The sequence below is a fragment of the Blautia sp. MSK17_66 genome, from assembly GCF_020538025.1.
Classification (GTDB): Bacteria; Bacillota; Clostridia; order Lachnospirales; family Lachnospiraceae; genus Blautia_A.
In genome coordinates, this window is record NZ_JAJBNQ010000026.1 from 36,144 (window position 1) to 59,932 (window position 23,789).

Genomic DNA, 23,789 nt, shown 5'->3' on the forward strand with positions numbered 1-23,789 from the left:
AAACCCTTGAAAAAAGAGAGATTTACGGGTAAAATAAATGCTGATCTTCTGTAGTCGATCTGAAGCGATGCAGTGATAATGGAGGAAATTTAAAATGAGAGTTTTAGAAAACTGTGAACCTAAAAGAGTATTTTATTATTTTGAAGAAATCTGTAAGATTCCGCATGGTTCCGGAAACACAAAACAGATCAGTGATTATCTGGTAGATTTTGCGAAGAAACATGGATTTGATTATGTACAGGATGAGATGAATAATGTTGTGATCTACAAACCAGCATCCAAAGGATATGAGAATGCACCGACTGTGATCCTTCAGGGACATATGGATATGGTGTGTGAGAAGCGTCCGGGTGTAGAGCATGACTTTGAAAAAGATGGGCTGAATCTTTCTGTCAGGGACGGATATATCAGTGCAAACGGAACCACACTTGGCGGAGATGACGGAATTGCCGTTGCATATGCGCTGGCACTTCTGGACAGCACAGACCTTCCGCACCCGGCACTGGAGGTTCTGATTACGGTAGATGAGGAGATCGGACTTCTTGGAGCAGTAGGCCTTGACTGCAGCGTCCTTAAGGGAAAACGTATGATCAATATGGATTCTGAGGCTGAGGGAAGCCTCTGGATCAGCTGTGCAGGCGGACTTTCAGCAGTCAGCAGTATTCCGGTGCAGAGAATCGAAGCCGAGGGAACCAGACTTCAGGTCAAGATCTGCGGACTGATGGGTGGACATTCCGGAGCTGAGATTGACAAGAAACGTGCAAATGCCAATGTTCTTATGGCCCGTTTCCTTTATGGACTGAAGAATGAGGCAGATTATGAGATCATTTCTCTGGAAGGCGGTCAGAAGGACAATGCGATCACCAGAGAAGCGGTGGCAGAACTTCTTATTGACGGAGCACAGGCGGAGGCTGTGAAATCTTATGCAGCCAAAGTACAGGCCGGACTTCGTGAGGAATATGAAGGAAGCGATTCAGGCATCACGATCCAGATCACAGAAGGTGATGTGGAGCAGGCGATGATCCTTCATCCGACCAGCAGAGAAAAAGTTCTCTTCTACCTGATGGAAGTTCCGTTTGGTATCCAGAAGATGAGCGGAAGTATCGAGGGACTGGTAGAGACTTCTACCAATATCGGAATTGTGAAGCTGTATGAGGACGAATTCTTTGCAAGCTCAGGAGTAAGAAGCTCCGTGGAAGCAGCAAGAGATGCACTGTCTGACAAGATCCAGTATCTCACAGAATTCCTTGGCGGCGAGTACACGATCCAGGGTGCTTATCCGGCTTGGGAATACAGAAAGGAATCTCCGCTTCGTGACAGGATGGTATCTGTATATGAAGAAATGTACGGACAGAAACCGGCAGTCGTTGCGATCCATGCGGGACTGGAATGCGGACTCTTCTATAAGAAGATTGAAGGACTGGATTGTGTATCTTTGGGTCCGGACATGAAAGATATCCATACTTCAGAGGAGGTTCTGGATATTGCATCTACAGAACGTGTATGGAACTACCTTGTAAAAGTTCTGGAACAGTTAAAAGACTGATCGTTACTGTGAACAGTTACGACTGATCCTTCAAAATGATATAAACGTTAAGACAGAGGCTTTGGGACGAAAAACATCCGAAGTCTCTGTTTTACTGTCCACGGAGATCCGCACGGCTATACATAAAGAAGAAACGTAAGACATAAAATAAAAACGGACCATAATCCGAAGAAAGAAGGATATGAAGCATAAAATTTGTATAGTTCTGTTCTGTATCCTGATACTTATCTGTATCGAAGGAGGGCAGGAAATCCTGCTCAGGCGAAGCAGAGCCTCCATTTTGAATACAGAAACCTGTGCTACAGAGGCCTTCCGTGAACAGAGACTTTTGCCCGGGCTGTATCAGCAGCTGAAAAAGCAGGAGCCGGGGACTGCCGACTGGATTGAAAATCTGACAGCTGTCATGCTGAATGGCGGCTTTTATCCCGAGAACTGCTCTTTCGACAAAGAACCTTATCTGAGATATAAATATAGAGAATATAAAGATCTGTGCGATGCTTATCGGATGGTGTGGAACGATGCAGAATATTTTCCTGTTGCGTCGAAGGAGATTTTTTTTGAGGATGACTGGATAAAGAGCAGAAAAAACGATGGAGAGGATCAGAAAAGAGCAGGCTGTGATCTGTTTGGAAAATGCGACCAGGCAGATTTTTATCCGATCATCAGTATGACAGACGGAAGGATTGAAGAGATTGGATGGATGCCTTCCGACGGATATCGGATTGGAATACGTGCACCGTCAGGAGGATATTTTTATTATGCACATCTCTCCTCGTATGAGCGTCTCCGGGAGAAAGGAACCCTCGTGGATGCCGGAGAAATTCTTGGGTTTATGGGAAATACCGGCTGTGATCCGGGAAAGGCAGAAGGGAAGATATCGGTGCATCTGAATTTCAGGATCTATATCAGAATGCCCTGCACAGATGCGATGAACGTAAATCCTTACTGGGTTTTAAGAGCTGTTCAGAAAAAAATCATAAACTGTGTATATTAATTCACTATTTCAGATGAAAATGTGATATAATGCAAATGTAGTTTTGCTTTCGCCAAGATTGAGACGAAACTACTTTTGTAACAAGCCTTTAAAGGGAGCGATTTTTATGGAAATACAGTTATGGAGAAGTATATTATGCCCCTATGAACTGGCGGTCAGAGAACTGATGGTCAAGTTTGAGCATATTATAGACGAACACAAGCAGAATGACCTCTATTCTCCGATCGAACAGGTCAGCGGACGTGTCAAGAGTGTGCCGAGCATCCTGGAAAAAATGCAGCGCAAACACATTCTTATGGAACATATGGAAGAAGAACTGGAGGATATCGCGGGAATCCGTATTATCTGCCAGTTTGAAGAAGATATTGATACAGTAGCAGCCATGATCCAGAAGCGTACCGATATGACGATCAAGAGTGAGAAAAATTATCTCAAGCATATCAAACAGAGTGGTTACAGAAGCTATCACCTGATCATTTATTATACAGTAGAAACCATAAACGGGCCGAAACAGATTCAGGCGGAGATCCAGATCCGTACCATGGCGATGAATTTCTGGGCGACGATCGAGCACTCTCTCCAATATAAATATAAAGGTGAGATGCCGCTTCATGTTGCAGAACGCTTAAGTAATGCAGCAGATGCGATCATTGCACTGGACCAGGAAATGTCGTCCGTCAGGGACGAGATCATGGATGCACAGAATTCCTCACAGCTCCAGTCGAATCTTGTCAAAGATATCCTTCTCAGTATCGAAAATCTTTACAAGATCTCAAATAAAAGAGAAGTTGCCAAGATCCAGGATGAATTTCTTCGGGTATTCAGAACGAAAGATCTGCAGCAGCTTGCCCGTTTTCACAGACAGCTTGATATTATCGCAGAAGGATATCGGGCGCAGTCTGTATCATTTTAGGAGAACACAGACACATGCAGGATTTTTTACCAGTAACCAAAAAAGAAATGCAGCAAAGAGGATGGGACCAGGTGGATTTTGTCTATCTGACAGGAGATGCCTATGTAGACCATCCTTCTTTTGGTGCTGCGATCATATCAAGACTTCTGGAAAGCAGGGGTTATCGTGTGGGGATCATTCCACAGCCCGACTGGCGTAAGAAAGAGAGTGTACAGGTATTTGGCGCGCCGCGCCTTGGTTTCCTGGTCAGTGCCGGAAATATGGATTCTATGGTGAACCATTATACCGTATCCAGAAAGCACCGCCAGAAGGATTCCTACTCTCCGGGAGGAGAGATGGGCCTTCGTCCGGACATGCCTACAGTAGTCTACAGTAATCTGATCCGTCAGACATATAAGCATACCCCAATCATACTGGGAGGGATCGAGGCAAGCCTTCGTCGTCTTGCCCATTATGACTATTGGGAGAATAAGGTACGCCGCAGCGTCCTTCTGGATTCGGGAGCGGATCTCATTTCCTACGGAATGGGGGAACATTCGATCATACAGATCGCAGAAGCACTGCAGAGTGGACTTCCGATAGATGAGATTACCTTTGTCCCGGGAACCGTTTATAAATGCAAAGATCTTTCCCGTGCCTATGATCCGGTCATCCTTCCTTCCTATGAGACGGTTTCTTCAGACAAAAAAGCATATGCAGAAAGCTTTGCCGAGCAGTATCGGAATACAGACCCTTTTACTGCCAGAGTGATGGCAGAGAATTACGGAAACAGAGGCTATGTGATCCAGAATCCGCCTGCACTTCCGTTAAGCCAGCAGGAGATGGATGATGTCTATGATCTTCCTTACCGGAATGCATGGCATCCGATGTATGATGCCAGAGGAGGAATACCGGCACTGGAAGAAATCAAATTCAGTCTGACGAGCAACAGAGGGTGCTTTGGAGGCTGTAATTTCTGTGCCCTGACCTTCCATCAGGGAAGGATCCTTCAGACAAGAAGCCACGATTCTATTTTGAGGGAAGCAGAAAAAATGACAAAAGACCCTGATTTTAAGGGATATATCCATGATGTGGGAGGACCTACAGCGGATTTTCGACAGCCGTCCTGTCAAAAGCAGCTGACCAAAGGCGTCTGCCAGAACCGGCAGTGCCTTTTTCCGAAACCGTGCGGCAATCTTACCGTAGATCATACAGATTATGTTTCTCTGCTTCGAAAGCTCCGGAAACTCTCCGGCGTCAAAAAAGTATTCATCCGTTCCGGCGTTCGTTTTGATTATGTGGTGGCAGATAAGAGCCCTGTTTTTCTGCAGGAGCTTGTAAAGCATCATGTCAGCGGACAGCTTCGTGTTGCACCGGAACATGTTTCCAATCAGGTACTTCATTATATGGGAAAACCGTCCCATGAAGTCTACCAGCAGTTTCTGGATCAATATGAGAAAGCGAATGCTGCCACCGGCAGGAAGCAGTATGCGGTTCCGTATTTTATGTCCTCGCATCCGGGATGTACGATAAAAGAGGCGGTAAAGCTTGCAGAATATGTGCGTGATCTGGGATTTACACCGGAACAGGTGCAGGATTTTTATCCGACGCCGTCGACACTTTCCACTTGTATGTATTATACCGGGATACATCCTCTTACGAAAGAAAAGGTATATATTCCGCGTGACCCGCATGAAAAGGCAATCCAGAGAGCTCTGATGCAGTACAAAAACCCTGCAAACCGGAGTCTGGTGCTGGAAGGACTTAAGATGGCAGGGCGCATGGATCTGGTTGGATTTGGACCGAAATGTCTGCTTCGCCCGGAGAGAGACCGGCGAAAGGAATCCGGCAGAACCATATCAGGTGCAGAGAGAAAGAAGGCCCAGGGAAGAAAGCCGGCCAGAAAAACAATCCGCAACACGCATAAGAAAAAATAAAAGTAACTGTCAGAACGGTTACCAATAAGGAGCTGTAAATGAGCAAAACAAAAAATGAAAACAAGGTCAGAAAAGGAGATTACGGGTATCTGGCTTCCGAAAAAAAGAAGAGGATCCTTATTACTGCAATTTTATTTGCAGTACCGCTTGGAATCTTTTTTTCTGCAATGATCTATTTTAAGACCAGACTGACGATATGGACGGTGATCGCTGTTGTCGGCTGCCTTCCGGCGTGTAAATCCATGGTAAGTCTTATCATGATCTTTCGTGCAAAGCCGGTCGCACCGCAGGTATATGAGGAGATATCCGAGCATGCCGGCAGAATCCTGATGTCTTATGAGATGTATATGACCTTCTATGAAAAAAGTGCATCGATCGATGCATTTGCAATCTGTGGAAATACGGTTGTTGGTTTCAGCAGTGATCCGAAGATCGATGCTGCATTTATGGAGCGGGAAGCACAGAAGATTTTGCGGGGAAATGGCTTTAAGGCAAACGTCAAGATCTTTACGAGGCTGCCGCAGTTTCTGGAACGTCTGGATTCCATGAACGAGCATAAAGAATCCCTGGAGGAGGGAATCAAATTCCGACCGGACGAAAAATATCCGGAATTATCCAGAAATGAACTGATCAAACACACGATCCTGGCGATCTGTGTCTGAAAGAAAGAGGAACAGGAAATGAAGGAGTTTCAGATTCGTGACAATGAAGCCGGACAGAGATTTGACAAGTATCTGTCCAAGCTTCTTCGGAATGCTCCGAAAAGTTTTTTTTACAAAATGCTCCGCAAGAAAAATATCACGTTGAATGGCAGGAAGGCGACTGGAAATGAAAAGCTGGAAGCCGGTGATACGATAAAGCTGTTTTTAAGTGATGAGACATTTGATAAATTCAGCGAGCAGAAACAGGCTGCCAGGGCAGTGACTGCACTGGAGGTGATCTATGAGGACAGAGACATTCTTCTCATCAACAAACCGGCAGGAATGCTTTCACAGCCGGATGACAGCGGAGAACCATCCATGGTAGAATATCTGACAGGCTATCTTCTTGAGAAGGGAGAACTGACAGAGGAAGACCTTCGCACCTTCCGCCCATCTGTCTGCAATCGCCTTGACAAAAACACGAGTGGTATCATTGCAGGAGGCAAATCACTGGCGGGGCTGCAGGAGCTTTCGGAATTATTCCATGACAGAACAGTACATAAAGAATATCTGTGTGTTGTAAATGGAGTCCTTAAGGGAAGGAAGCATATTAAAGGTTATTTATATAAAGATACAAAGTTGAATAAAGTAACCATTTACAGGCAGAAAGAGAAAGATGCACAGCCAATAGAGACCGTCTATGAGCCGCTTGGAGACAATGGGAGGGTAACACTTCTTAAGGTTGGGCTGATCACGGGACGTACGCATCAGATCCGTGCCCATCTTGCGTCGGAGGGGCATCCGCTGGCGGGTGATACCAAGTACGGGCAGGAGAGCTTTAATCGCCGCTGCAGAGAAAAATATCAGTTAAAGCATCAGCTGCTTCATGCGTTCCGTCTGAGTTTCCCGGACGGGATGGATGGGAGGCTTTCAAATCTGTCTGGAAAGTGTTTTGAGGCACCACTGCCGGCACAGTTTCAACGCATCATAAAAGAAGAGAAGTTAGAGGAGAAATTATTATGAAAATCTGGAATGAGGTCTGGGACTATGTCAAGATGTTCGTCATCGTGATCGTGGTAGTCCTGGTCGTAAACAATGTGGTTCTTATCAATGCAAAAATCCCGTCTGAATCCATGGAACAGACGATCATGACAGGAGATCGTATCTTTGGTTTCCGTATGGCATATGGCATCAACTTCGATTTCTTTGGAAAACATATTTCCAAAAAAATGAAAGATCCGGAGCGTTATGATATCATTATCTTCAAATATCCGGATGATGAGAGCCAGCTCTTTATCAAAAGACTGATCGGCCTTCCGGGGGATACTGTTGAGATCAGGAACGGCAAAGTTTTTATCAATGGTGTGGAAGACGAGGAAGCGAACAGTCATGTACCGGAAACACCAACCGGAAATTATGGTCCATATGTTGTGCCGGAGGGAAGCTATTTCATGCTTGGAGATAATCGTGAGCATTCCAAGGATTCCAGATTCTGGCAGAATACGTTTGTGACCTATGACGAAATTGTCGGCAAAGCGATCGTAAGATATTATCCGTCCATCAAGGTTCTGGAATAAATGGCAACGTGGAACAGCAGAGGTCTTCGGGGTTCAACCCTTGAAGACCTTGTTAATCGTACCAACGAGCAGTATGCTCAGAAGAAGCTGGCACTGATACAGAAAATACCGACACCGATCACTCCGGTACGGATGGATAAGGAAAACCGTCATATAACACTGGCCTATTTTGAGCAGAGAAGTACCGTAGATTATATTGGAGTGGTTCAGGGCATCCCGGTCTGTTTTGACGCAAAGGAATGCTGTGTGGATACCTTTCCCCTCAGCAATATCCATCCTCATCAGGTGACATTTATGGAGGCCTTTGAGCAGCAGGGAGGAATTGCCTTCTTCCTTATTTTCTTCAGCCACGCGGATCGTTTTTATTATCTTTCGTTCCGCGATCTCAAGAGCTTCTGGCAGCGTATGGAAGATGGCGGGCGCAAGAGTTTTCGAAGAGAAGAACTCAAAGAGGAATTCTATCTGCCGAAGCAGGGTGGATTTCTGGTTCCTTATCTGGAGGGGATTCAGCAGGATCTCAAAATGCGGGATTGACAATCCTTAGAATATCAACTATAATCTTTAGTGTTTTACAGAGTAGCATGGTAGCATACTAAAGTGTATGGCTGCCCACGAGGAGGACAAACTATGCAGCGTATTTTTCATACACCGGAGGGTGTACGTGACATCTATAATGGAGAGTGCAGCCAGAAACATCATCTGCAGGCGGAAATTTATAAAGTATTCCATTCTTATGGATATGAAGAGATAGAAACACCGGGGATCGAATATTTTGAGGTGTTCAGCAGTGAGGTAGGAACCGTTCCTTCCAAAGACCTGTATAAATTTTTTGACAGAGAAGGCAACACTCTGGTATTGAGACCGGACTTCACCCCGTCCGTATCCAGAGCATGTGCGACTTATTTTAATCCGGATCAGCAGGTAGTGACACTGTGTTACACTGGAAATACATTTGTAAATAACTCAAGCTATCAGGGAAGGCTCAAAGAAACGACGCAGATGGGCGTTGAGCGTATCGGAGATGATTCTCCGGAGGCAGATGCAGAACTGCTTGCCATGACGATCGAGAGCCTTCTGGCCTCAGGCCTTACTGAATTTCAGGTCAGTGTAGGGCAGGTGGATTATTTCAAATCCCTTCTTCGGGAGGCAGATCTTGAAGAAGAGGCAGAAGAGCGTCTTCGTTCTCTGATCTCTCAGAAGAATTATTTTGCAGTAGAGGATCTGGTAAAGGAACAGAATCTTCCGGAATCTCTGGAAAAAGCCTTCCGCGAACTGCCGCATCTGTTCGGTTCCAGCGAGGTGCTTGCAAAAGCCAGAAGTTTGACAGAAAATAAATGTGCGATCGCGGCTGTAGAAAGACTGGAAGAAATCTATGAGATTCTTAAGATATACGGTTATGAAAAATATGTAAGTTTTGATCTTGGCATGCTCAGCAAGATCCAGTATTATACAGGAATCATTTTTCAGGCATATACCTATGGGATCGGCGAGCCGGTAGTAAAAGGCGGACGTTACAATGAGCTTCTGAAGCATTTCGGAAAACCGGCAGCTTCCATTGGTTTTGTTATTGTTGTAGACAGTCTTCTTATGGCACTTTCCAGACAGAAGATAAAGGTTATGGAGGATGAAGCTCCTCTGATCCTTACCTATACAGAGAAAAACAGACGAGAAGCCATCCTGGAGGCACAGAGGCTTCGTAAAGAGGGAACCTGTGTAGCTCTGCGCTGTGAGAAGGAGGAAGACTGAGATGAGATACCTGACAATTGCACTGACAAAGGGAAGACTTGCCGAAAAAACTCTGGATATGCTGGAACAGATCGGGATCACCTGTGAGGAGATGAGAGACAAGAGTTCCCGTAAACTGATTTTTGTAAATGAAGAACTGAAGCTTCGTTTTTTCCTTGCAAAGGGACCGGATGTACCGACTTATGTAGAATACGGTGCAGCCGACATCGGAGTGACAGGTAAGGATATTATCCTGGAAGAGGGAAGAAAGCTTTATGAGGTTATGGATCTTGGATTCGGCAAATGCCGGATGTGTGTCTGCGGACCGGAAAGTGCCAGAGAGCTTCTGCATAACAATCAGCTGATCCGTGTGGCAACTAAATATCCGAATATAGCAAAGGATTACTTCTATAATCAGAAGCATCAGACGGTAGAGCTTATCAAACTGAATGGTTCTATCGAACTTGCACCGATCGTAGGACTTTCTGAGGTGATCGTAGATATTGTGGAAACCGGAAGTACGCTTCGTGAGAACGGTCTTAAGGTTCTTGAGGAAGTCTGCCCGCTTTCTGCAAGGATGGTCGTGAATCAGGTCAGCATGAAGATGGAGGGCGAAAGAATCCATAAGCTGATCACAGATCTCAGAAATGTGATGGATAAATAAATACTGTTGACAGAAGGGATGATAACAATGCGTACAGTAGCACTGACAAAAGAAAGTACAAAAGATATTTTGGAAAATCTTCTCAAAAGAAGTCCGAACAATTACGGAAAGTTTGAAGCCGCAGTAGATAACATTCTCAAAAATGTAAAAGAAAAAGGGGATGAAGCCCTTTTTGCCTATACGAAGGAATTTGACAAGACTGAAATCACCGGAGAAACGATCCGTGTTACAGAAGAAGAGATCAAAGAAGCCTATGAGGCAGTAGATCCGGCTCTGATCGAGGTGATCCGAAAAGCACTGGTGAACATCAGAAGTTATCACGAGAAACAGAGACAGAACAGCTGGTTTACCACAGAAGCAAAAGGAACCATGCTTGGTCAGAAGGTGACACCACTTGAGAGAGTCGGCGTTTATGTTCCGGGCGGAAAGGCGGTTTATCCTTCTTCGGTTCTTATGAACATTGTGCCGGCGAAGGTGGCAGGGGTAGACCAGATCGTGATGACGACACCTCCGGGAAAAGACGGGAAGGTCAATCCGTCCACTCTGGTAGCTGCAAAAGAAGCAGGAGCTGATGAAATCTACAAGGTCGGCGGCGCACAGGCGATCGGAGCACTTGCCTATGGAACAGAGAGTATTCCGAAGGTGGATAAGATCGTAGGACCTGGAAATATTTTTGTGGCTCTTGCAAAAAAAGCAGTCTACGGTTATGTCAGTATTGATTCTATCGCAGGACCGAGTGAGATCCTGGTTCTTGCAGATGAGACAGCAAATCCAAGATATGTTGCAGCAGATCTTCTGTCCCAGGCAGAGCATGACGAGCTTGCCTCCGCGATCCTGATCACAACGAGCAGAGAGTTTGCAGCTAAGGTGAGTGAGGAAGTGGATGGCTTTGTCAAAGTCCTTTCCCGTAAAGAGATCATTCAGAAATCATTGGATAACTTTGGTTATATCCTGATCGCTGAAAATATGGATGAGGCGATCGAGGCAGCAAACGCCATCGCATCTGAACATATGGAAATTGTGACTGTAAATCCTTTTGAAGTCATGATGAAGGTAAGAAATGCCGGTGCGATCTTTATCGGAGAAAACAGCTCTGAACCACTGGGTGATTATTTTGCAGGACCAAACCATGTACTTCCAACCAATGGAACCGCAAAGTTTTTCTCCGCACTTTCTGTAGACGATTTTGTAAAGAAATCCAGCATCGTATACTATTCAAGAGAAGCACTGCGAGAGATCCACAAAGACATTGAACAGTTTGCATCTTCAGAGCAGCTGACAGCACATGCAAATTCTATTGCTGTACGTTTTGAGGATGAAGAACAGCAGGAGGAATAAATGACCAGAGAAGCATCTGTAGAAAGAAATACAAAAGAAACAGAGATCAAACTGAAGCTGGTTCTGGATGGGACCGGATACTCAGACATTGAGACAGGAGTGGGATTTTTTGACCATATGCTTGACGGATTTGCACGTCACGGACTTTTTGACTTAAGCGTACGAGTACATGGAGATCTTAAGGTAGACGACCATCACACCATTGAGGATACGGGAATCGTCCTCGGAAATGCGATCAAAGAAGCTGTGGGAGACAAAAAGGGCATCCGCCGCTATGGAAGCTGCATTCTTCCGATGGATGAGGTCCTTGTCCTCTGTGCAGTCGATCTGTCCGGACGTCCGTATTTCTCCTGGGATGCAGAATTTACTTCTGAAAAGATAGGTGATATGGCAACGGAGATGGTGAAGGAATTTTTCTATGCGATTTCGTATTCCTGCGGAATGAATCTTCATATCAAGGTACTGACAGGCGGAAATAGCCATCATGTGGCAGAGGCAATGTTCAAAAGCTTTGCCAAGGCACTGGATCAGGCAACATCTTTTGATCCAAGGATCACAGATGTACTTTCCACCAAGGGAAGTCTGTAAGACAGAGAGGATTGTCCTATGAATAAAAAATTACTAATTCCGTGTCTGTATTTACAGGCGGGCAAAGCAGTGACCGGTTTTGGACAGAGAAACCTGTTTGGTGATGGTGACGTAGAGAAACTGGCACGTTTTTACAGTGATAATGGAGCAGATGAGATTCTGGTCTTTGACTTTTCTTCGGGAGATGCAGAACATGAACAGGCAATTGCGAAGATCCGGGAAATCTGTGCGGCATCTGAAGTACCGGTTATGGCAGCCGGAAATATCAACCGCATGGAGGATGTCAAAAAACTGATCTATGCCGGATGTGCCAGGGTTGTTCTGAATTTTGCAAAAAACAGTAATGTGGAGCTTCTCGAAGGAATGTCCAGGCGTTTTGGAAAAGAGAAGATGCTGGTATGCATCTCCTCACTTGAGGAATATGAGGATCATAAAGAAATGATTTGTGAGTATGCTTCCGGGATTCTTGCGCTGGACGCAGTGCCGAAGATGCAGGAAGGTTCCAGGTTGCCGGTAATCTTCCATACAGAAGAAAGCAATGCAGAGTCACTGCAGTCGCTTCTTTTGGATCCTCTGATCGGAGGGCTGAGCGGAAGCTTTATCAGTGCACCGGAAACAGATCTCAATGAATTTAAGCAGAACTGTAAGGAAGCCGGAATCCCGGTCAATACCTATGAGAGTGCGATCAGCTGGTCTGAGTTTAAGCTAAACGGTGGCGGAATGGTTCCGGTCATTGTACAGGATTATAAAACCGATCAGGTGCTGATGCTGGCTTATATGAACGAAGAAGCCTTTAATATGACGGTCAGAACCGGCAAAATGACTTACTGGAGCCGCAGCCGCCAGGAACTCTGGATCAAAGGACTGACTTCCGGACATTTTCAGTATGTGAAATCCTTGCATTTGGACTGTGATAATGATACAATTCTTGCGAAGGTAGATCAGATTGGTGCAGCCTGCCATACAGGAAGCAGGTCCTGCTTTTTTAAAGAACTGATAAAAAAAGAATATGACGATACGAATCCTCTCAGAGTTTTTCAGGATGTTTATCAGGTGATCGCAGACCGCAAGGCACATCCGAAGGAGGGTTCTTATACGAACTATCTTTTTGACAAAGGAATCGACAAGATCCTCAAGAAAGTCGGCGAGGAGTGCACAGAAATCGTGATCGCAGCAAAAAATCCGGACAAAGAAGAAATCAAATATGAGATTTCAGATTTTCTGTACCATGCCATGGTGCTGATGGTAGAGAAAGGTGTTACCTGGGAGGATATTACCCGGGAGCTTGCCCGCAGATAACAGGAGATCATGTAGTGAAAACAGAAAACGAAAAGTTATATATCGTCATACCGGCATATAATGAGCGTGATAATATTTATCAGGTGCTGGATGACTGGTATCCGGTGGTGGAGAAACATTGTGGAGGAGGAGAATCCCGTCTGGTCGTGATCGATGACGGAAGTAAGGACGATACGTATGCGATCATGCAGGAATATGCGAAGACGCATCCGCTGTTTCAGCCTCTGACCAAGCCTAATGGCGGCCATGGTGCAACGGTATTATATGGTTATCGTTATGCACTGAAGCAGGGGGCTGATTATATCTTCCAGACAGACTCCGACGGTCAGACGCTGCCGGAGGAGTTTGAGCCATTCTGGGAGCAGAAGGAATCCTACGATATGGTGATCGGATGGAGAAATAAGCGTCAGGACGGCGAAAACCGTATTTTTGTCACAAAGACCCTTCGTTTCGTGATCCGCATCTGTTTCGGAGTTTCCGTGACAGATGCCAATACACCGTTCCGTCTGATGCAGGCGGAGACACTTCAGAAATATATCGGTCTTATTCCGAAGGACTTTAATCTTTCCAATGTCATTCTTTCTGTAATTTATGCAAAGAAAGGATGCAGGGTCAAATATATTCCGATCACATTCCGTCCGAGACAGGGTGGTGTGAATTCCATCAATATGAAAAAAATATTCGGAATCGGCAGACAGGCAGTCAGAGATTTCCGAAAAATAAATAAAGTATTATCCCGGGGAGTTTGATTCTCCGGGATTATTGTCGTATAATAAAAATACTTTATTTCTGCCGGGTTAGCAGGAAATGAATTAACAGGGGCAGCTTTTTGAGGAGAGGATTATGGAACAGAAAAGAAATACACATATCAGGAAAAGCAGGTACAGTCCTAAAGTTACAGAGGAACATACTGTACATCCAGAGATGACAGAGAGACAGAAACTGAAGAAGAGTCTGTCTGAAACACAGAACGAAAAAAAACGAAAAACACAGAGTTCAGAGCAACCTGCAAGACCGGTACAGCATCAGACTGCTGCTTCCAGACAGCGAAGCCGCCGCAGGAGGAGAAGATTCCGTCTGAAACCACAGTTTAAAATAGGAGGTATCCTGTTTCTGGTACTTCTGCTTGTTTTTGCCGGCGGCAGGATTTTTCTGTCTGGCAAACAAACAGACAACAAAAAGGTAAAGGCCGCAGCCTCCAAAGATGCAAAGGCAGCAGGGGATCTCGTGGAAATGGAGGTGACGAAGGAGATTTCCTTTGAGCCTCATTGTGTGGAGTCAACAAAACCGGAGAATCTGATCAGTTATACGAATATTGAGGTTGATGGAACGCAGCTTACAAATATCTCGGATTATCAGCCGGAGAGTGATATTCAGTTTCAGGTAGGAGAGGATTACACCGATGTAGACGGGATCGTCACATTCAGGGGAAACAGTTTCCGTGATAATCCGACACATGGTTATGCGAATATGAATGATTATAAGCTTAATAGCTTATGGTCAGCAGACACAGGTTCTCTTGCCTCAGGAAATACAGTATGGACAGGAAGTGGCTGGACAGGTCAGCCTCTGATGATGAAATGGCCAAAAGAAGTCAAAGCCCATATGAACATGACTGAGAAGGCCAAGGCAGATGATGATCTGGTCGAGGTGATCTATGCCTGTATGGACGGAAATGTCTATTTCCTTGATCTGAAAACAGGTGAGAAAACGCGGGATCCTCTGTATCTTGGCTATACATTCAAGGGCGCAGGTGCACTGGATCCGAGAGGTTATCCGATCATGTATGTCGGTGCCGGATACAACAGTGACGAGGGAACGGCGCGAGTTTTCGTTGTCAACCTGATCGACTGCAGTGTTATGTATACCTTTGGTGATAACGATGAATTTTCACTCAGAGGAAGCCTGAGCTTTTTCGACGGCTCTGCACTGGTAGATGAAGAGACGGATACGCTGATCTATCCGGGAGAAAATGGAATTCTGTATCTTATCAGGCTGAATACCAGTTATGATGCAGCTGCCGGCTCCTTATCCATCAATCCAGGCAGAATCGTGAAATGGCGTTATTATGGAACAAGAAGCAGTGACGAGTCTTTCTGGCTTGGCATGGAGGACAGTGCTGCTGTCTATAAGGGCTATGTCTTTATGACAGACAATGGCGGAAACCTGATGTGTCTGAACATAAATACCCTGCAGCTGGTATGGGTGCAGGATACGCTCGATGATTCCAACTCTACGCCGGTTCTGGAAATCGAAAACGGACATCTGTATCTGTATGTAAGTACTTCTTTCCGTCTGGGATGGAGAAGCAATGATTCTGCAACGATCCCAATCTGGAAGATCGATGCACAGACAGGCGAGATCATCTGGCATACGGATTATCAATGCTACACAGACGATGGTGTTTCCGGCGGCGTTCAGTCTACGATTGCCTGTGGAAAGAACAGCCTTTCTGATTACATATATGTTACAGTCTCCAAAACTTCTGACAATGCTTCGGGAGTCCTGGTCTGCCTGAAGAAATCTGACGGCTCCAAAGTCTGGGAGGACTCCTCCTCCTATGCCTGGTCTTCACCGGTCTGTGTTTACAATAAAGACGGAAACGGCAAAGTCCTCTACTGCAACAGTACGGGGGATGTTCGTCTGCTTGACGGCAGAACAGGAGAATTGAATGATAAACTGTCGATCAGTGACGGTGTGATCGAGGCCTCCCCGGCTGTGTATGACAGCTACATGGTTGTCGGCACCAGAGACTGCAAGATCTGGGGAATTCAGTTTAAGTAAATCGTAACTGTTCAGTACCCTCACAGTTACAGTATATAGCAAGCAGGCAGGTAGCTGCTGTTAATGAGAACAGCGACATTTATAAGCTGAGTGATCTTTATTTATTCTGTAAATTATATGGTAGATCTGACTCCGATCACATTCATCATAATACTGGAACACCTTCTGATGGCAGCAGTCATTACGTTTTTTCTGCATTCAGGCTATCGGGAACTAAAAGAACACAGGAATAATAAGCTGAACAGAGTTATGGCAGATGCTAATGATCTGAAGAAGATAAATGATAATCTCGGTCATCAGAAGGGGGATGAACTGATCATGCAGATAGCCAGTTGTTTAAAGCAGGTGATCAAAAATGATGGAAACTGCTATAGGACTGGTGGAGATGAATTTATTATCTGCGTAAAAGGAAAGACCAGACAGGAAATCGAAACCTATGTGACCTGCTGAAAAAGAACCGATAACTTTGATAAAAGAGAGGAGAATTTATGAAAAAGAAAAAACGGAATCCCGCTTTCACTGCACTTCTGGTAATAGTTATGGCAATATCACTTCTGTCAGGCTGTGGCGAAAAGAAGGAGGAAAAAGAGGAAAAAGATACAATCACAGTCTATTTGTGGAGCACAAGCCTGTATGAAAAATATGCATCATACATTCAGGAGCAGCTTCCGGATATCAATATTGAATTTGTAGTGGGCAGTAATAATCTGGATTTCTACAAGTTTCTCAATGAAAACGGCGGACTTCCGGATATCATTACCTGTTGCCGGTTTTCCCTGCATGATGCCAGCCCACTGAAGGACAGTCTGATGGATCTTTCCACGACGAATGAGGCGGGTGCCGTTTACAACTCCTATCTTACCAGCTTTATGAATGAAGACGGCAGTGTGAACTGGCTTCCGGTATGTGCGGACGTTCATGGTTTCATTGCCAATAAGGATCTTTTTGAAAAGTATGATATCCCATTGCCGACAGATTACGAGAGCTTTGTTTCTGCATGCCAGAGATTCGAGGAAGAGGGAATTCGGGGATTTAGTGCAGATTACTATTATGATTACACCTGCATGGAAACACTGCAGGGACTGTCGGCAGCAGAGCTTTCTACAGCAGCCGGACGCAAGTGGCGTACAGCCTACAGCGATCCGGGAAATACAGAGAAGGCAGGACTGGACGAGACTGTCTGGCCGAAGGCCTTTGAACGTATGGAGCAGTTCATTCAGGATACGAAACTGAGTGCGGATGATCTGGATATGAATTATGATGATGTGGTCCAGATGTATCAGAATGGCGAGCTTGCCATGTATTTTGGCAGTTCATACGGTGTAAAAATGTTTCAGGACCAGGGAATCAACACGACATTTCTCCCATTCTTTGAAGAGAACGGCGAAAAGTGGCTGATGACCACGCCATATTTCCAGGTGGCACTGAACCGCGATCTGACACAGGATGAAACACGTCGCCAGAAGGCAATGAAAGTATTGAATACAATGCTTTCTGAGGATGCACAGAATCAGATCATCATGGATGGTCAGGATCTGTTGAGCTACAGTCAGGATGTGGATATTCATCTTACAGACTATCTGAAAGATGTTAGGCCTGTGATCGAAGAAAATCATATGTATATCCGTATTGCGTCCAATGACTTCTTTGCTGTTTCCAAGGATGTGGTTTCCAAAATGATCGAAGGAGAGTATGATGCAGAACAGGCGTATCAGGCATTCAATGCCCAGCTTCTTGAGGACGATCCTGCTTCGGAAGAGGTAGTATTAAATTCACAGAAATCCTATTCCAATTATTTTCATGCAAGTGGCGGAAATGCATCTTATTCTGTCATGGCAAATACGCTGCGTGGCATGTATGGGACAGATGTGCTGATCGCGACTGGAAACAGTTTTACCGGAAATGTGCTGAAGGCAGGATATACCAAAAAAATGGCAGCCAGTATGATCATGCCAAACGATCTCCAGGTTTACAGTCGGAAGATGAGCGGAGCAGAATTAAAAGAGACCGTCAGAAGCTTTGTGGAGGGTTATCAGGGAGGGTTTATCCCATTTAACCGTGGTTCGCTGCCAGTAGCCAGTGGTATTTCCATGGAAGTCAGAGAAGACAAAGATGGTTATACACTGATCGAAATTACAAAGAATGGAAAAGCTATTCAGGATGATGATACTTTTACAGTAACCTGTCTGGCAGCAGCACAGTATATGGAAGCTTTTCAGACAGACAAAAATATCGTCTTTGATGGAGGAGATGTGCAGGTGACAGATGACTGGATCAATTATGTTTCAGATGGTGATGCCATTCTTGCAGAACCTGAAGATTATATCACTTTGAGGTAAAAGGATGGGCAGTACGAATCATACTACGAAAAGAAAGAAGAAGTTTTTTAGAAGAAATCGATTAGGAATAGCAGCTTTTGTTGTTTTGCTTATAGGAGTTGTCTGTGGCGGCCTCCAATATTCTGACTTTGTGTCACGGACGGTTTATAAGGAAAGTGTTTCTCATCTGACAGAAGTTTTTCACCAGTCCAATAATCTGTTAAGTGAACTGGCGGATAAAAATCTGACCTATCTGCATATGTGGAGTGAGTATCTGACGAATACTTCCGACGAAAGTGAAATTTGTGAGTACATAGATAAAGCACAGGAAGAGGCAGGCTTTTTATCGTTCTATTTTCTGTCGGCTGACGGCAATTATAAGATGGCAACAGGTGAGACGGGGTATCTTGGATTACAGGAAAATCTCGAGGATGAGATAAGGCAGGGAAAGGACCTCATAACAAATGTGGCACTTCCCGGGAAATCTCAGATGCTTGTATTTGTCAGTCCCAGGGCGTATGGAACCTATCAGGGATTTGAATATGATGCCATTGCGATTGCCTATGAAAATGCCGATATTGTAAAAGTACTGGATATTTCTGCCTTTCAGGGAAATGCAAAAAGCTATGTCGTCCATTCAGATGGTCGTGTAGTGATCGACCATTCGAATGAATCCTGGGGGACAGTATATAATTTCTTTGGTGTTCTCAGAGAGCATTCAGATATCTCTGAAGAAATAATCCTTGAACTCTCAGACCAGTTCAAAGAGGGACGTACCGATGCAATGCTTGTTAAGCTGGATGGAAAGGATTACTATCTGGTTTATGAAAAGTCAAAAATCCAGGACTGGACATTGCTGGGTCTGGTCCCGACGGATATCGTCAATACCAGTATGAATACTCTGCAGTTCACTACCATGCTCCTTGTGGGGGCAGTGATGCTTTGCGTTACGCTGTTTATCATTGGACTTATCCTCAAAAAGAGCAGTGTAAGCCTGAAGAAAAAGGATACAGAAATCCTGTATCGGGATGAACTTTTTAAAAAGCTTTCTATGAATGTGGAGGATGTCTTTCTCATGCTGGATGCCAGAACATATAGGGCAGATTACATCAGTCCGAATGTAAATAAACTGTTGGGCATTACGATAGAACAGCTTCAGGAGGATGTTCATGTCCTGGCAAAACTGCAGCCTAAGGAGACCGGGAATCGTACAAAGAATTGTCTGGCGGGGATTTCGACGGATGAACAGAAAGAATGGGATTTTGAGTATATTCATCAGAAAACCAGAGAGCGGCGTTGGTTCCATATTGTTGCTATGGGCAGCGAAGTAAACGGAAAAAAGAAATATATCCTGGTTATGTCAGACCGTACAGCCGATAAGAAAATGAATCAGGCACTTTCGGAGGCTGTTCATGCTGCAGAGACTGCAAACCGGGCAAAGAGCACCTTCCTCTCCAATATGTCTCACGACATCCGGACACCAATGAATGCGATTATTGGGTTTACCACTCTTGCTGTAAGCAATATCAATAACAGAGAAAAGGTTAAGGATTACTTAGGCAAGATTCTCTCCTCCAGCAATCATCTGCTTTCTCTTATCAATGATGTGCTGGATATGAGCCGTATTGAGAGCGGCAAAATCCATCTCGAAGAGACCGAAGTCAGTCTGTCCGAGATTCTTCATGACCTAAAGACGATTGTCAGCGGACAGATCCATGCAAAACAGCTGGAACTCTATATGGATGCCATGGACGTTACGGATGAAGATGTGTATTGTGACAAGACACGACTGAACCAGGTTCTTTTGAACCTGTTATCCAATGCCATTAAGTTTACTCCTGCAGGCGGGACCGTTTCTGTCCGGATCAAACAGTTTCCAGGTACACAGAGAGGCAGCGGCCTGTATGAGATCCGGGTGAAGGACAATGGAATCGGTATGAGTCAGGAGTTTGCACAGAGGATTTTTTCACCATTTGAACGTGAGCGGACCTCCACGGTCAGCCGGATCCAGGGTACGGGACTTGGTATGGCTATCACCAAAAATATTGTGGATATGATGGGCGGTACCATTGATATTCAGACTGAGCAGGGGAAGGGCAGTGAATTTATTGTCCGTCTGGCACTGCGTATTCAGCCGGAACATCATCGTGAAGAAAAGATCGCAGAGCTGGAGGGATTGAAGGCTCTGGTGGTAGACGATGATTTTAATACCTGTGACAGTGTGACAAAGATGCTTGTGAAGGTGGGAATGCGTTCGGAATGGACGCTGTCCGGTAAAGAAGCCGTTCTTCGTGCCCGACAGTCCATGGAACTGGGGGATGCTTTTCATGCCTATATCATCGACTGGCGTCTGCCGGATATGAATGGTATTGAAGTTACCCGCCAGATCCGCGGACTCGGGGATGATACACCGATCATTATCCTGACAGCCTATGACTGGTCAGAAATTGAAGTAGAAGCAAGGGCTGCCGGAGTCACTGCATTCTGCTCCAAGCCGATGTTTATGTCAGATCTCAGAGAGACGCTGATGACCGCAATCGGAAAGCAGCAGGGAGAGAATGATGATGAGATTCTTCCGAGAGAAAGTTCTGATTTTACAGATAAGCACATCCTTCTTGTAGAGGATAACGAGCTTAATCGTGAGATCGCTGTAGAAATCCTCAGGGAATATGGATTCCTGGTCGACACAGCGGAAAATGGTGCCATTGCCGTAGAGAAGATTTATCGCTCAACACCGGGAGATTATGATCTGGTGCTGATGGATGTACAGATGCCTGTCATGAATGGATATGAGGCCACCGGACATATTCGTGCACTGGAGAATCCTGCACTGGCTCAGATTCCGATATTTGCAATGACCGCCAATGCGTTTGATGAGGACAGAAGGACAGCACTGAGCTGCGGTATGAACGGGTTCCTTTCAAAGCCTATTGTCATCGAAGAACTGACGCATACTCTGCAGAATATATTTGGAAATGAAGGAATATAATCCAGAAGGATGCTTCGGGTAATGTAAGAAGGATCAGTCATAGAAGAAACTGGAGAGACAAAATGAAAATAACAACCTTATGTTACATAGAAAATAATAATCAGTATCTGATGCTGCACAGAGTAAAAAAACAGAATGATATAAACCAGGGAAAGTGGATTGGAGTCGGCGGACATGCAGAAGGCATAGAATCCCCGGAGGAATGTCTTGTGCGTGAGGTAAAGGAAGAAACGGGACTGACACTGTTGTCTTATAAATTCCGTGGTCTGGTCACATTTATAAACAGCGAATGTGACCCAGAGCTTATGTGTGTATTTACTGCAGATGAATATGTCGGTGAACTGATAGAATGCAATGAAGGAGATCTTAACTGGGTGGATAAGTCTATAGTGCCGACACTGCCAACATGGGAGGGGGACAAAGTCTTTCTTGAACTGCTTCTTTCAGGAGATGAGAGATTTTTCTCTGTGAAACTGCAGTATGAAGGTGAGAAACTGATAAACAAGCAAATTAATCTTTATTAAAGGCAGAAGCCATGAGATCCATATCCATATACACGATCACAAGAAATCAGAATTTATCCTCTCTGTCAAAACTGGAACGCCAGTTGTCAGACAGAGAGCACTTTCTGAAAATACGGGAATGGGAACTGGAAAGTATGAAGTCGCTGGTGCGTCGACTGGAGGCACACATGGATAACGTATATTCTCTGCGTTTCTTTTATTCTTATCAGATTCCCAGACTCGGAAAAGAATTCGATCTTCTTCAGATCAAAGAGGATCAGATCATCAATATCGAATTGAAAAGCGGAGTTGTTTCTGATGAAGCAATCCGTAAACAGCTCATGCAAAATCGCTATTATCTTTCTGTCCTGGGCTGCACCATACAGTCTTACACCTATATCAGCAGTCAGGACAGGCTTGTAAGACTTACCAATCATGACCACATTGTGGACGCAGACTGGAAGGATCTGTGCAGGGCACTGCAGAGAGAGAGTGACGACTATCGGAGAGATATTGATGATCTGTTTCAGGCAGAGCTGTACCTGATTTCTCCGGTCTCAGAGCCGGCCCGTTTCCTGAAAAAAGAATATTTCCTGACATCCCAGCAGAGAGATATCCAGCGTCAGATCTTGAAGAAGCTTCGTATCGGGCGATATGGATATTTTTGTTTCACGGGTCTTCCCGGAACAGGAAAAACGCTTCTTCTTTATGATATTGCCATGAAACTGTCCAGACGTCAAAAGGTTCTGATCATTCACTGCGGAAATGCCGGCAGCGAATGGAAAATTTTACATGAACGTTTGAGGCGTATTGATTTCCTGGCAGATGACCAGCTGACAGAAGAAGTATCGCTGGAAGCTTACAGCGCAGTTCTGGTAGATGAGACACATTTACTTTCTGCCGAAAAACTGCAGATTTTGTTAAAACAGTATAATGGACATTTTCCACTCATCTTTTCCAGTGACTCTGAAGATGCCATATGTCCGGATGAATTAGGCACAGATACCATAAAATTTATAGAAAATTTGCCGGAGATTCAGATGTTTCATTTGACTAACCGGATTCGGACTAATGCAGAACTGTCCTCATTCATTCAGAACATGATGCATTATACGGGAAGAAAAACAGCCAATTTCTATCCCCATGTTTCTGCTGTATATGCAAATGACGAGGGTGAGGCAGAGATGCTGCTGAAGGATTATACCAGTCAGGGATATCAGTACAGACCACTGGTCTGCACCAGGTACCATGAAATGGAGATGACTGCCGTCAGGGATACAAAATGCCTTGTTACTGTACTGGATGATCGTTATTATTATGATAAAAACGGATATCTTCGCTCCAGATATTCCTGTGAAGGAAAAGAATCCGAAGTCCGCAGCCTGTTCCATCAGCTGAATCAGGCAAAGGAGGAACTTTCCATAATCGTCAAACAAAATGAAGATGTATATGAAACACTACTGACACTTTTGCAGCCGGGCAATCTAAAATGGCAGTAATTTTGTATGGCATTGTATGTTATAAAAAAAAGTGTAAGGTTATGATGAAAATCGAAGGATAGAAGTCCCGTATTACCCCAAAACAGGCAATTTTGCCAATGCTAATTCAAGATTATCTGGACATCTGTGATCCAGTGCTGACTTTTGACAGATTTATAGGAGAAATCGAACTGGAGAAATATCTGAAAAATATTCCGCAACATTATACAGGAAGATTTAGGATAATAAGCGGGAATCCTCGGCAATTCAATTACCGAGATGAAAGCGCAGGATTGTGCATATCTGCACATTGAAAAAATATAATAATTCTTCTCCCACCCTGATATTAGTGCCGTAACCGGAATACAAACCATCGAAAATATGTTTGGGGTTTTGTTGCACATTTCCACTCATTATGTTATACTATATGTATGAAAGAAAATCTAATACATTATAGAACTTGTGTGTAATATCAACTACCATATGGTATGGTCGGTGAAATACCGGCGGAAAATA

At 44.7% G+C, this 23,789-nt stretch carries 20 protein-coding genes and 1 pseudogene; all 21 read left to right on the forward strand.

Going from position 1 to position 23,789, the window contains the following annotated elements:
- Positions 1-94 precede the first annotated feature (94 nt).
- Entirely contained in the window at positions 95-1,546 is a 1,452-nt protein-coding gene (locus LIR34_RS13680) for an aminoacyl-histidine dipeptidase (protein WP_173902335.1), read from the forward strand.
- 181 nt (positions 1,547-1,727) lie between these two features.
- Positions 1,728-2,540, forward strand: coding sequence for a M23 family metallopeptidase (locus LIR34_RS13685; protein WP_244092241.1), 813 nt, complete (start codon positions 1,728-1,730; stop codon positions 2,538-2,540).
- Between the two features lie 106 nt (positions 2,541-2,646).
- Entirely contained in the window at positions 2,647-3,453 is an 807-nt protein-coding gene (locus tag LIR34_RS13690; RefSeq protein WP_161285969.1) for a GTP pyrophosphokinase, read from the forward strand.
- A 14-nt stretch (positions 3,454-3,467) separates the two neighbouring features.
- On the forward strand, positions 3,468-5,369 hold the full coding sequence (locus LIR34_RS13695; RefSeq protein WP_161285968.1) for a YgiQ family radical SAM protein: 1,902 nt from the start codon (positions 3,468-3,470) through the stop codon (positions 5,367-5,369).
- A 38-nt stretch (positions 5,370-5,407) separates the two neighbouring features.
- Complete coding sequence (locus LIR34_RS13700; protein WP_173902334.1) at positions 5,408-6,031, forward strand: hypothetical protein; 624 nt, start codon at positions 5,408-5,410, stop codon at positions 6,029-6,031.
- 18 nt (positions 6,032-6,049) lie between these two features.
- Entirely contained in the window at positions 6,050-7,033 is a 984-nt protein-coding gene (locus LIR34_RS13705) for an RluA family pseudouridine synthase (RefSeq protein WP_173902333.1), read from the forward strand.
- Positions 7,030-7,587 (forward strand): signal peptidase I, encoded by a 558-nt coding sequence (gene lepB / locus LIR34_RS13710; protein ID WP_173902332.1) that lies wholly within the window; start codon positions 7,030-7,032, stop codon positions 7,585-7,587. Before LIR34_RS13705 ends, lepB begins: the two co-directional genes overlap by 4 nt.
- Entirely contained in the window at positions 7,588-8,121 is a 534-nt protein-coding gene (locus LIR34_RS13715) for a Holliday junction resolvase RecU (RefSeq protein WP_173902331.1), read from the forward strand.
- Positions 8,122-8,214: 93 nt separating this feature from the next.
- Positions 8,215-9,333 (forward strand): ATP phosphoribosyltransferase regulatory subunit, encoded by a 1,119-nt coding sequence (hisZ, locus tag LIR34_RS13720; protein ID WP_161285963.1) that lies wholly within the window; start codon positions 8,215-8,217, stop codon positions 9,331-9,333.
- Between the two features lies 1 nt (position 9,334).
- Entirely contained in the window at positions 9,335-9,976 is a 642-nt protein-coding gene (gene hisG, locus LIR34_RS13725) for an ATP phosphoribosyltransferase (protein ID WP_161285962.1), read from the forward strand.
- Between the two features lie 27 nt (positions 9,977-10,003).
- Positions 10,004-11,314, forward strand: a complete 1,311-nt coding sequence (hisD, locus tag LIR34_RS13730; protein WP_173902330.1) for a histidinol dehydrogenase — start codon at positions 10,004-10,006, stop codon at positions 11,312-11,314.
- Positions 11,315-11,902, forward strand: coding sequence for an imidazoleglycerol-phosphate dehydratase HisB (gene hisB / locus LIR34_RS13735; protein WP_173902329.1), 588 nt, complete (start codon positions 11,315-11,317; stop codon positions 11,900-11,902).
- An 18-nt stretch (positions 11,903-11,920) separates the two neighbouring features.
- Complete coding sequence (gene hisIE / locus LIR34_RS13740; RefSeq protein WP_173902328.1) at positions 11,921-13,201, forward strand: bifunctional phosphoribosyl-AMP cyclohydrolase/phosphoribosyl-ATP diphosphatase HisIE; 1,281 nt, start codon at positions 11,921-11,923, stop codon at positions 13,199-13,201.
- A 14-nt stretch (positions 13,202-13,215) separates the two neighbouring features.
- Entirely contained in the window at positions 13,216-13,950 is a 735-nt protein-coding gene (locus LIR34_RS13745; protein WP_161285958.1) for a glycosyltransferase family 2 protein, read from the forward strand.
- A 94-nt stretch (positions 13,951-14,044) separates the two neighbouring features.
- Complete coding sequence (locus tag LIR34_RS13750; protein ID WP_244092240.1) at positions 14,045-15,985, forward strand: outer membrane protein assembly factor BamB family protein; 1,941 nt, start codon at positions 14,045-14,047, stop codon at positions 15,983-15,985.
- A gap of 90 nt (positions 15,986-16,075) precedes the next feature.
- Entirely contained in the window at positions 16,076-16,435 is a 360-nt protein-coding gene (locus LIR34_RS13755; protein ID WP_173902327.1) for a diguanylate cyclase domain-containing protein, read from the forward strand.
- 38 nt (positions 16,436-16,473) lie between these two features.
- Positions 16,474-18,324 (forward strand): extracellular solute-binding protein, encoded by a 1,851-nt coding sequence (locus LIR34_RS13760; protein WP_173902326.1) that lies wholly within the window; start codon positions 16,474-16,476, stop codon positions 18,322-18,324.
- Between the two features lie 4 nt (positions 18,325-18,328).
- On the forward strand, positions 18,329-21,292 hold the full coding sequence (locus tag LIR34_RS13765) for a response regulator (protein WP_173902325.1): 2,964 nt from the start codon (positions 18,329-18,331) through the stop codon (positions 21,290-21,292).
- A 62-nt stretch (positions 21,293-21,354) separates the two neighbouring features.
- Positions 21,355-21,816: an NUDIX hydrolase gene (locus LIR34_RS13770; protein ID WP_173902324.1), complete on the forward strand. Its 462-nt coding sequence runs from the start codon at positions 21,355-21,357 to the stop codon at positions 21,814-21,816.
- Positions 21,817-21,827: 11 nt separating this feature from the next.
- Positions 21,828-23,294: an ATP-binding protein gene (locus LIR34_RS13775; RefSeq protein WP_173902323.1), complete on the forward strand. Its 1,467-nt coding sequence runs from the start codon at positions 21,828-21,830 to the stop codon at positions 23,292-23,294.
- Between the two features lie 410 nt (positions 23,295-23,704).
- Positions 23,705-23,789, forward strand: a pseudogene (locus LIR34_RS13780) (IS200/IS605 family transposase); the annotation flags it as partial.

Coding starts and splice junctions, on each gene's coding strand:
- LIR34_RS13680 (WP_173902335.1), top strand. CDS start 95: ATGAGAGTTTTAGAAAACTGTGAACCTAAAAGAGTATTTTATTATTTT.
- LIR34_RS13685 (WP_244092241.1), top strand. CDS start 1,728: ATGAAGCATAAAATTTGTATAGTTCTGTTCTGTATCCTGATACTTATC.
- LIR34_RS13690 (WP_161285969.1), top strand. CDS start 2,647: ATGGAAATACAGTTATGGAGAAGTATATTATGCCCCTATGAACTGGCG.
- LIR34_RS13695 (WP_161285968.1), top strand. CDS start 3,468: ATGCAGGATTTTTTACCAGTAACCAAAAAAGAAATGCAGCAAAGAGGA.
- LIR34_RS13700 (WP_173902334.1), top strand. CDS start 5,408: ATGAGCAAAACAAAAAATGAAAACAAGGTCAGAAAAGGAGATTACGGG.
- LIR34_RS13705 (WP_173902333.1), top strand. CDS start 6,050: ATGAAGGAGTTTCAGATTCGTGACAATGAAGCCGGACAGAGATTTGAC.
- lepB (WP_173902332.1), top strand. CDS start 7,030: ATGAAAATCTGGAATGAGGTCTGGGACTATGTCAAGATGTTCGTCATC.
- LIR34_RS13715 (WP_173902331.1), top strand. CDS start 7,588: ATGGCAACGTGGAACAGCAGAGGTCTTCGGGGTTCAACCCTTGAAGAC.
- hisZ (WP_161285963.1), top strand. CDS start 8,215: ATGCAGCGTATTTTTCATACACCGGAGGGTGTACGTGACATCTATAAT.
- hisG (WP_161285962.1), top strand. CDS start 9,335: ATGAGATACCTGACAATTGCACTGACAAAGGGAAGACTTGCCGAAAAA.
- hisD (WP_173902330.1), top strand. CDS start 10,004: ATGCGTACAGTAGCACTGACAAAAGAAAGTACAAAAGATATTTTGGAA.
- hisB (WP_173902329.1), top strand. CDS start 11,315: ATGACCAGAGAAGCATCTGTAGAAAGAAATACAAAAGAAACAGAGATC.
- hisIE (WP_173902328.1), top strand. CDS start 11,921: ATGAATAAAAAATTACTAATTCCGTGTCTGTATTTACAGGCGGGCAAA.
- LIR34_RS13750 (WP_244092240.1), top strand. CDS start 14,045: ATGGAACAGAAAAGAAATACACATATCAGGAAAAGCAGGTACAGTCCT.
- LIR34_RS13760 (WP_173902326.1), top strand. CDS start 16,474: ATGAAAAAGAAAAAACGGAATCCCGCTTTCACTGCACTTCTGGTAATA.
- LIR34_RS13765 (WP_173902325.1), top strand. CDS start 18,329: ATGGGCAGTACGAATCATACTACGAAAAGAAAGAAGAAGTTTTTTAGA.
- LIR34_RS13770 (WP_173902324.1), top strand. CDS start 21,355: ATGAAAATAACAACCTTATGTTACATAGAAAATAATAATCAGTATCTG.
- LIR34_RS13775 (WP_173902323.1), top strand. CDS start 21,828: ATGAGATCCATATCCATATACACGATCACAAGAAATCAGAATTTATCC.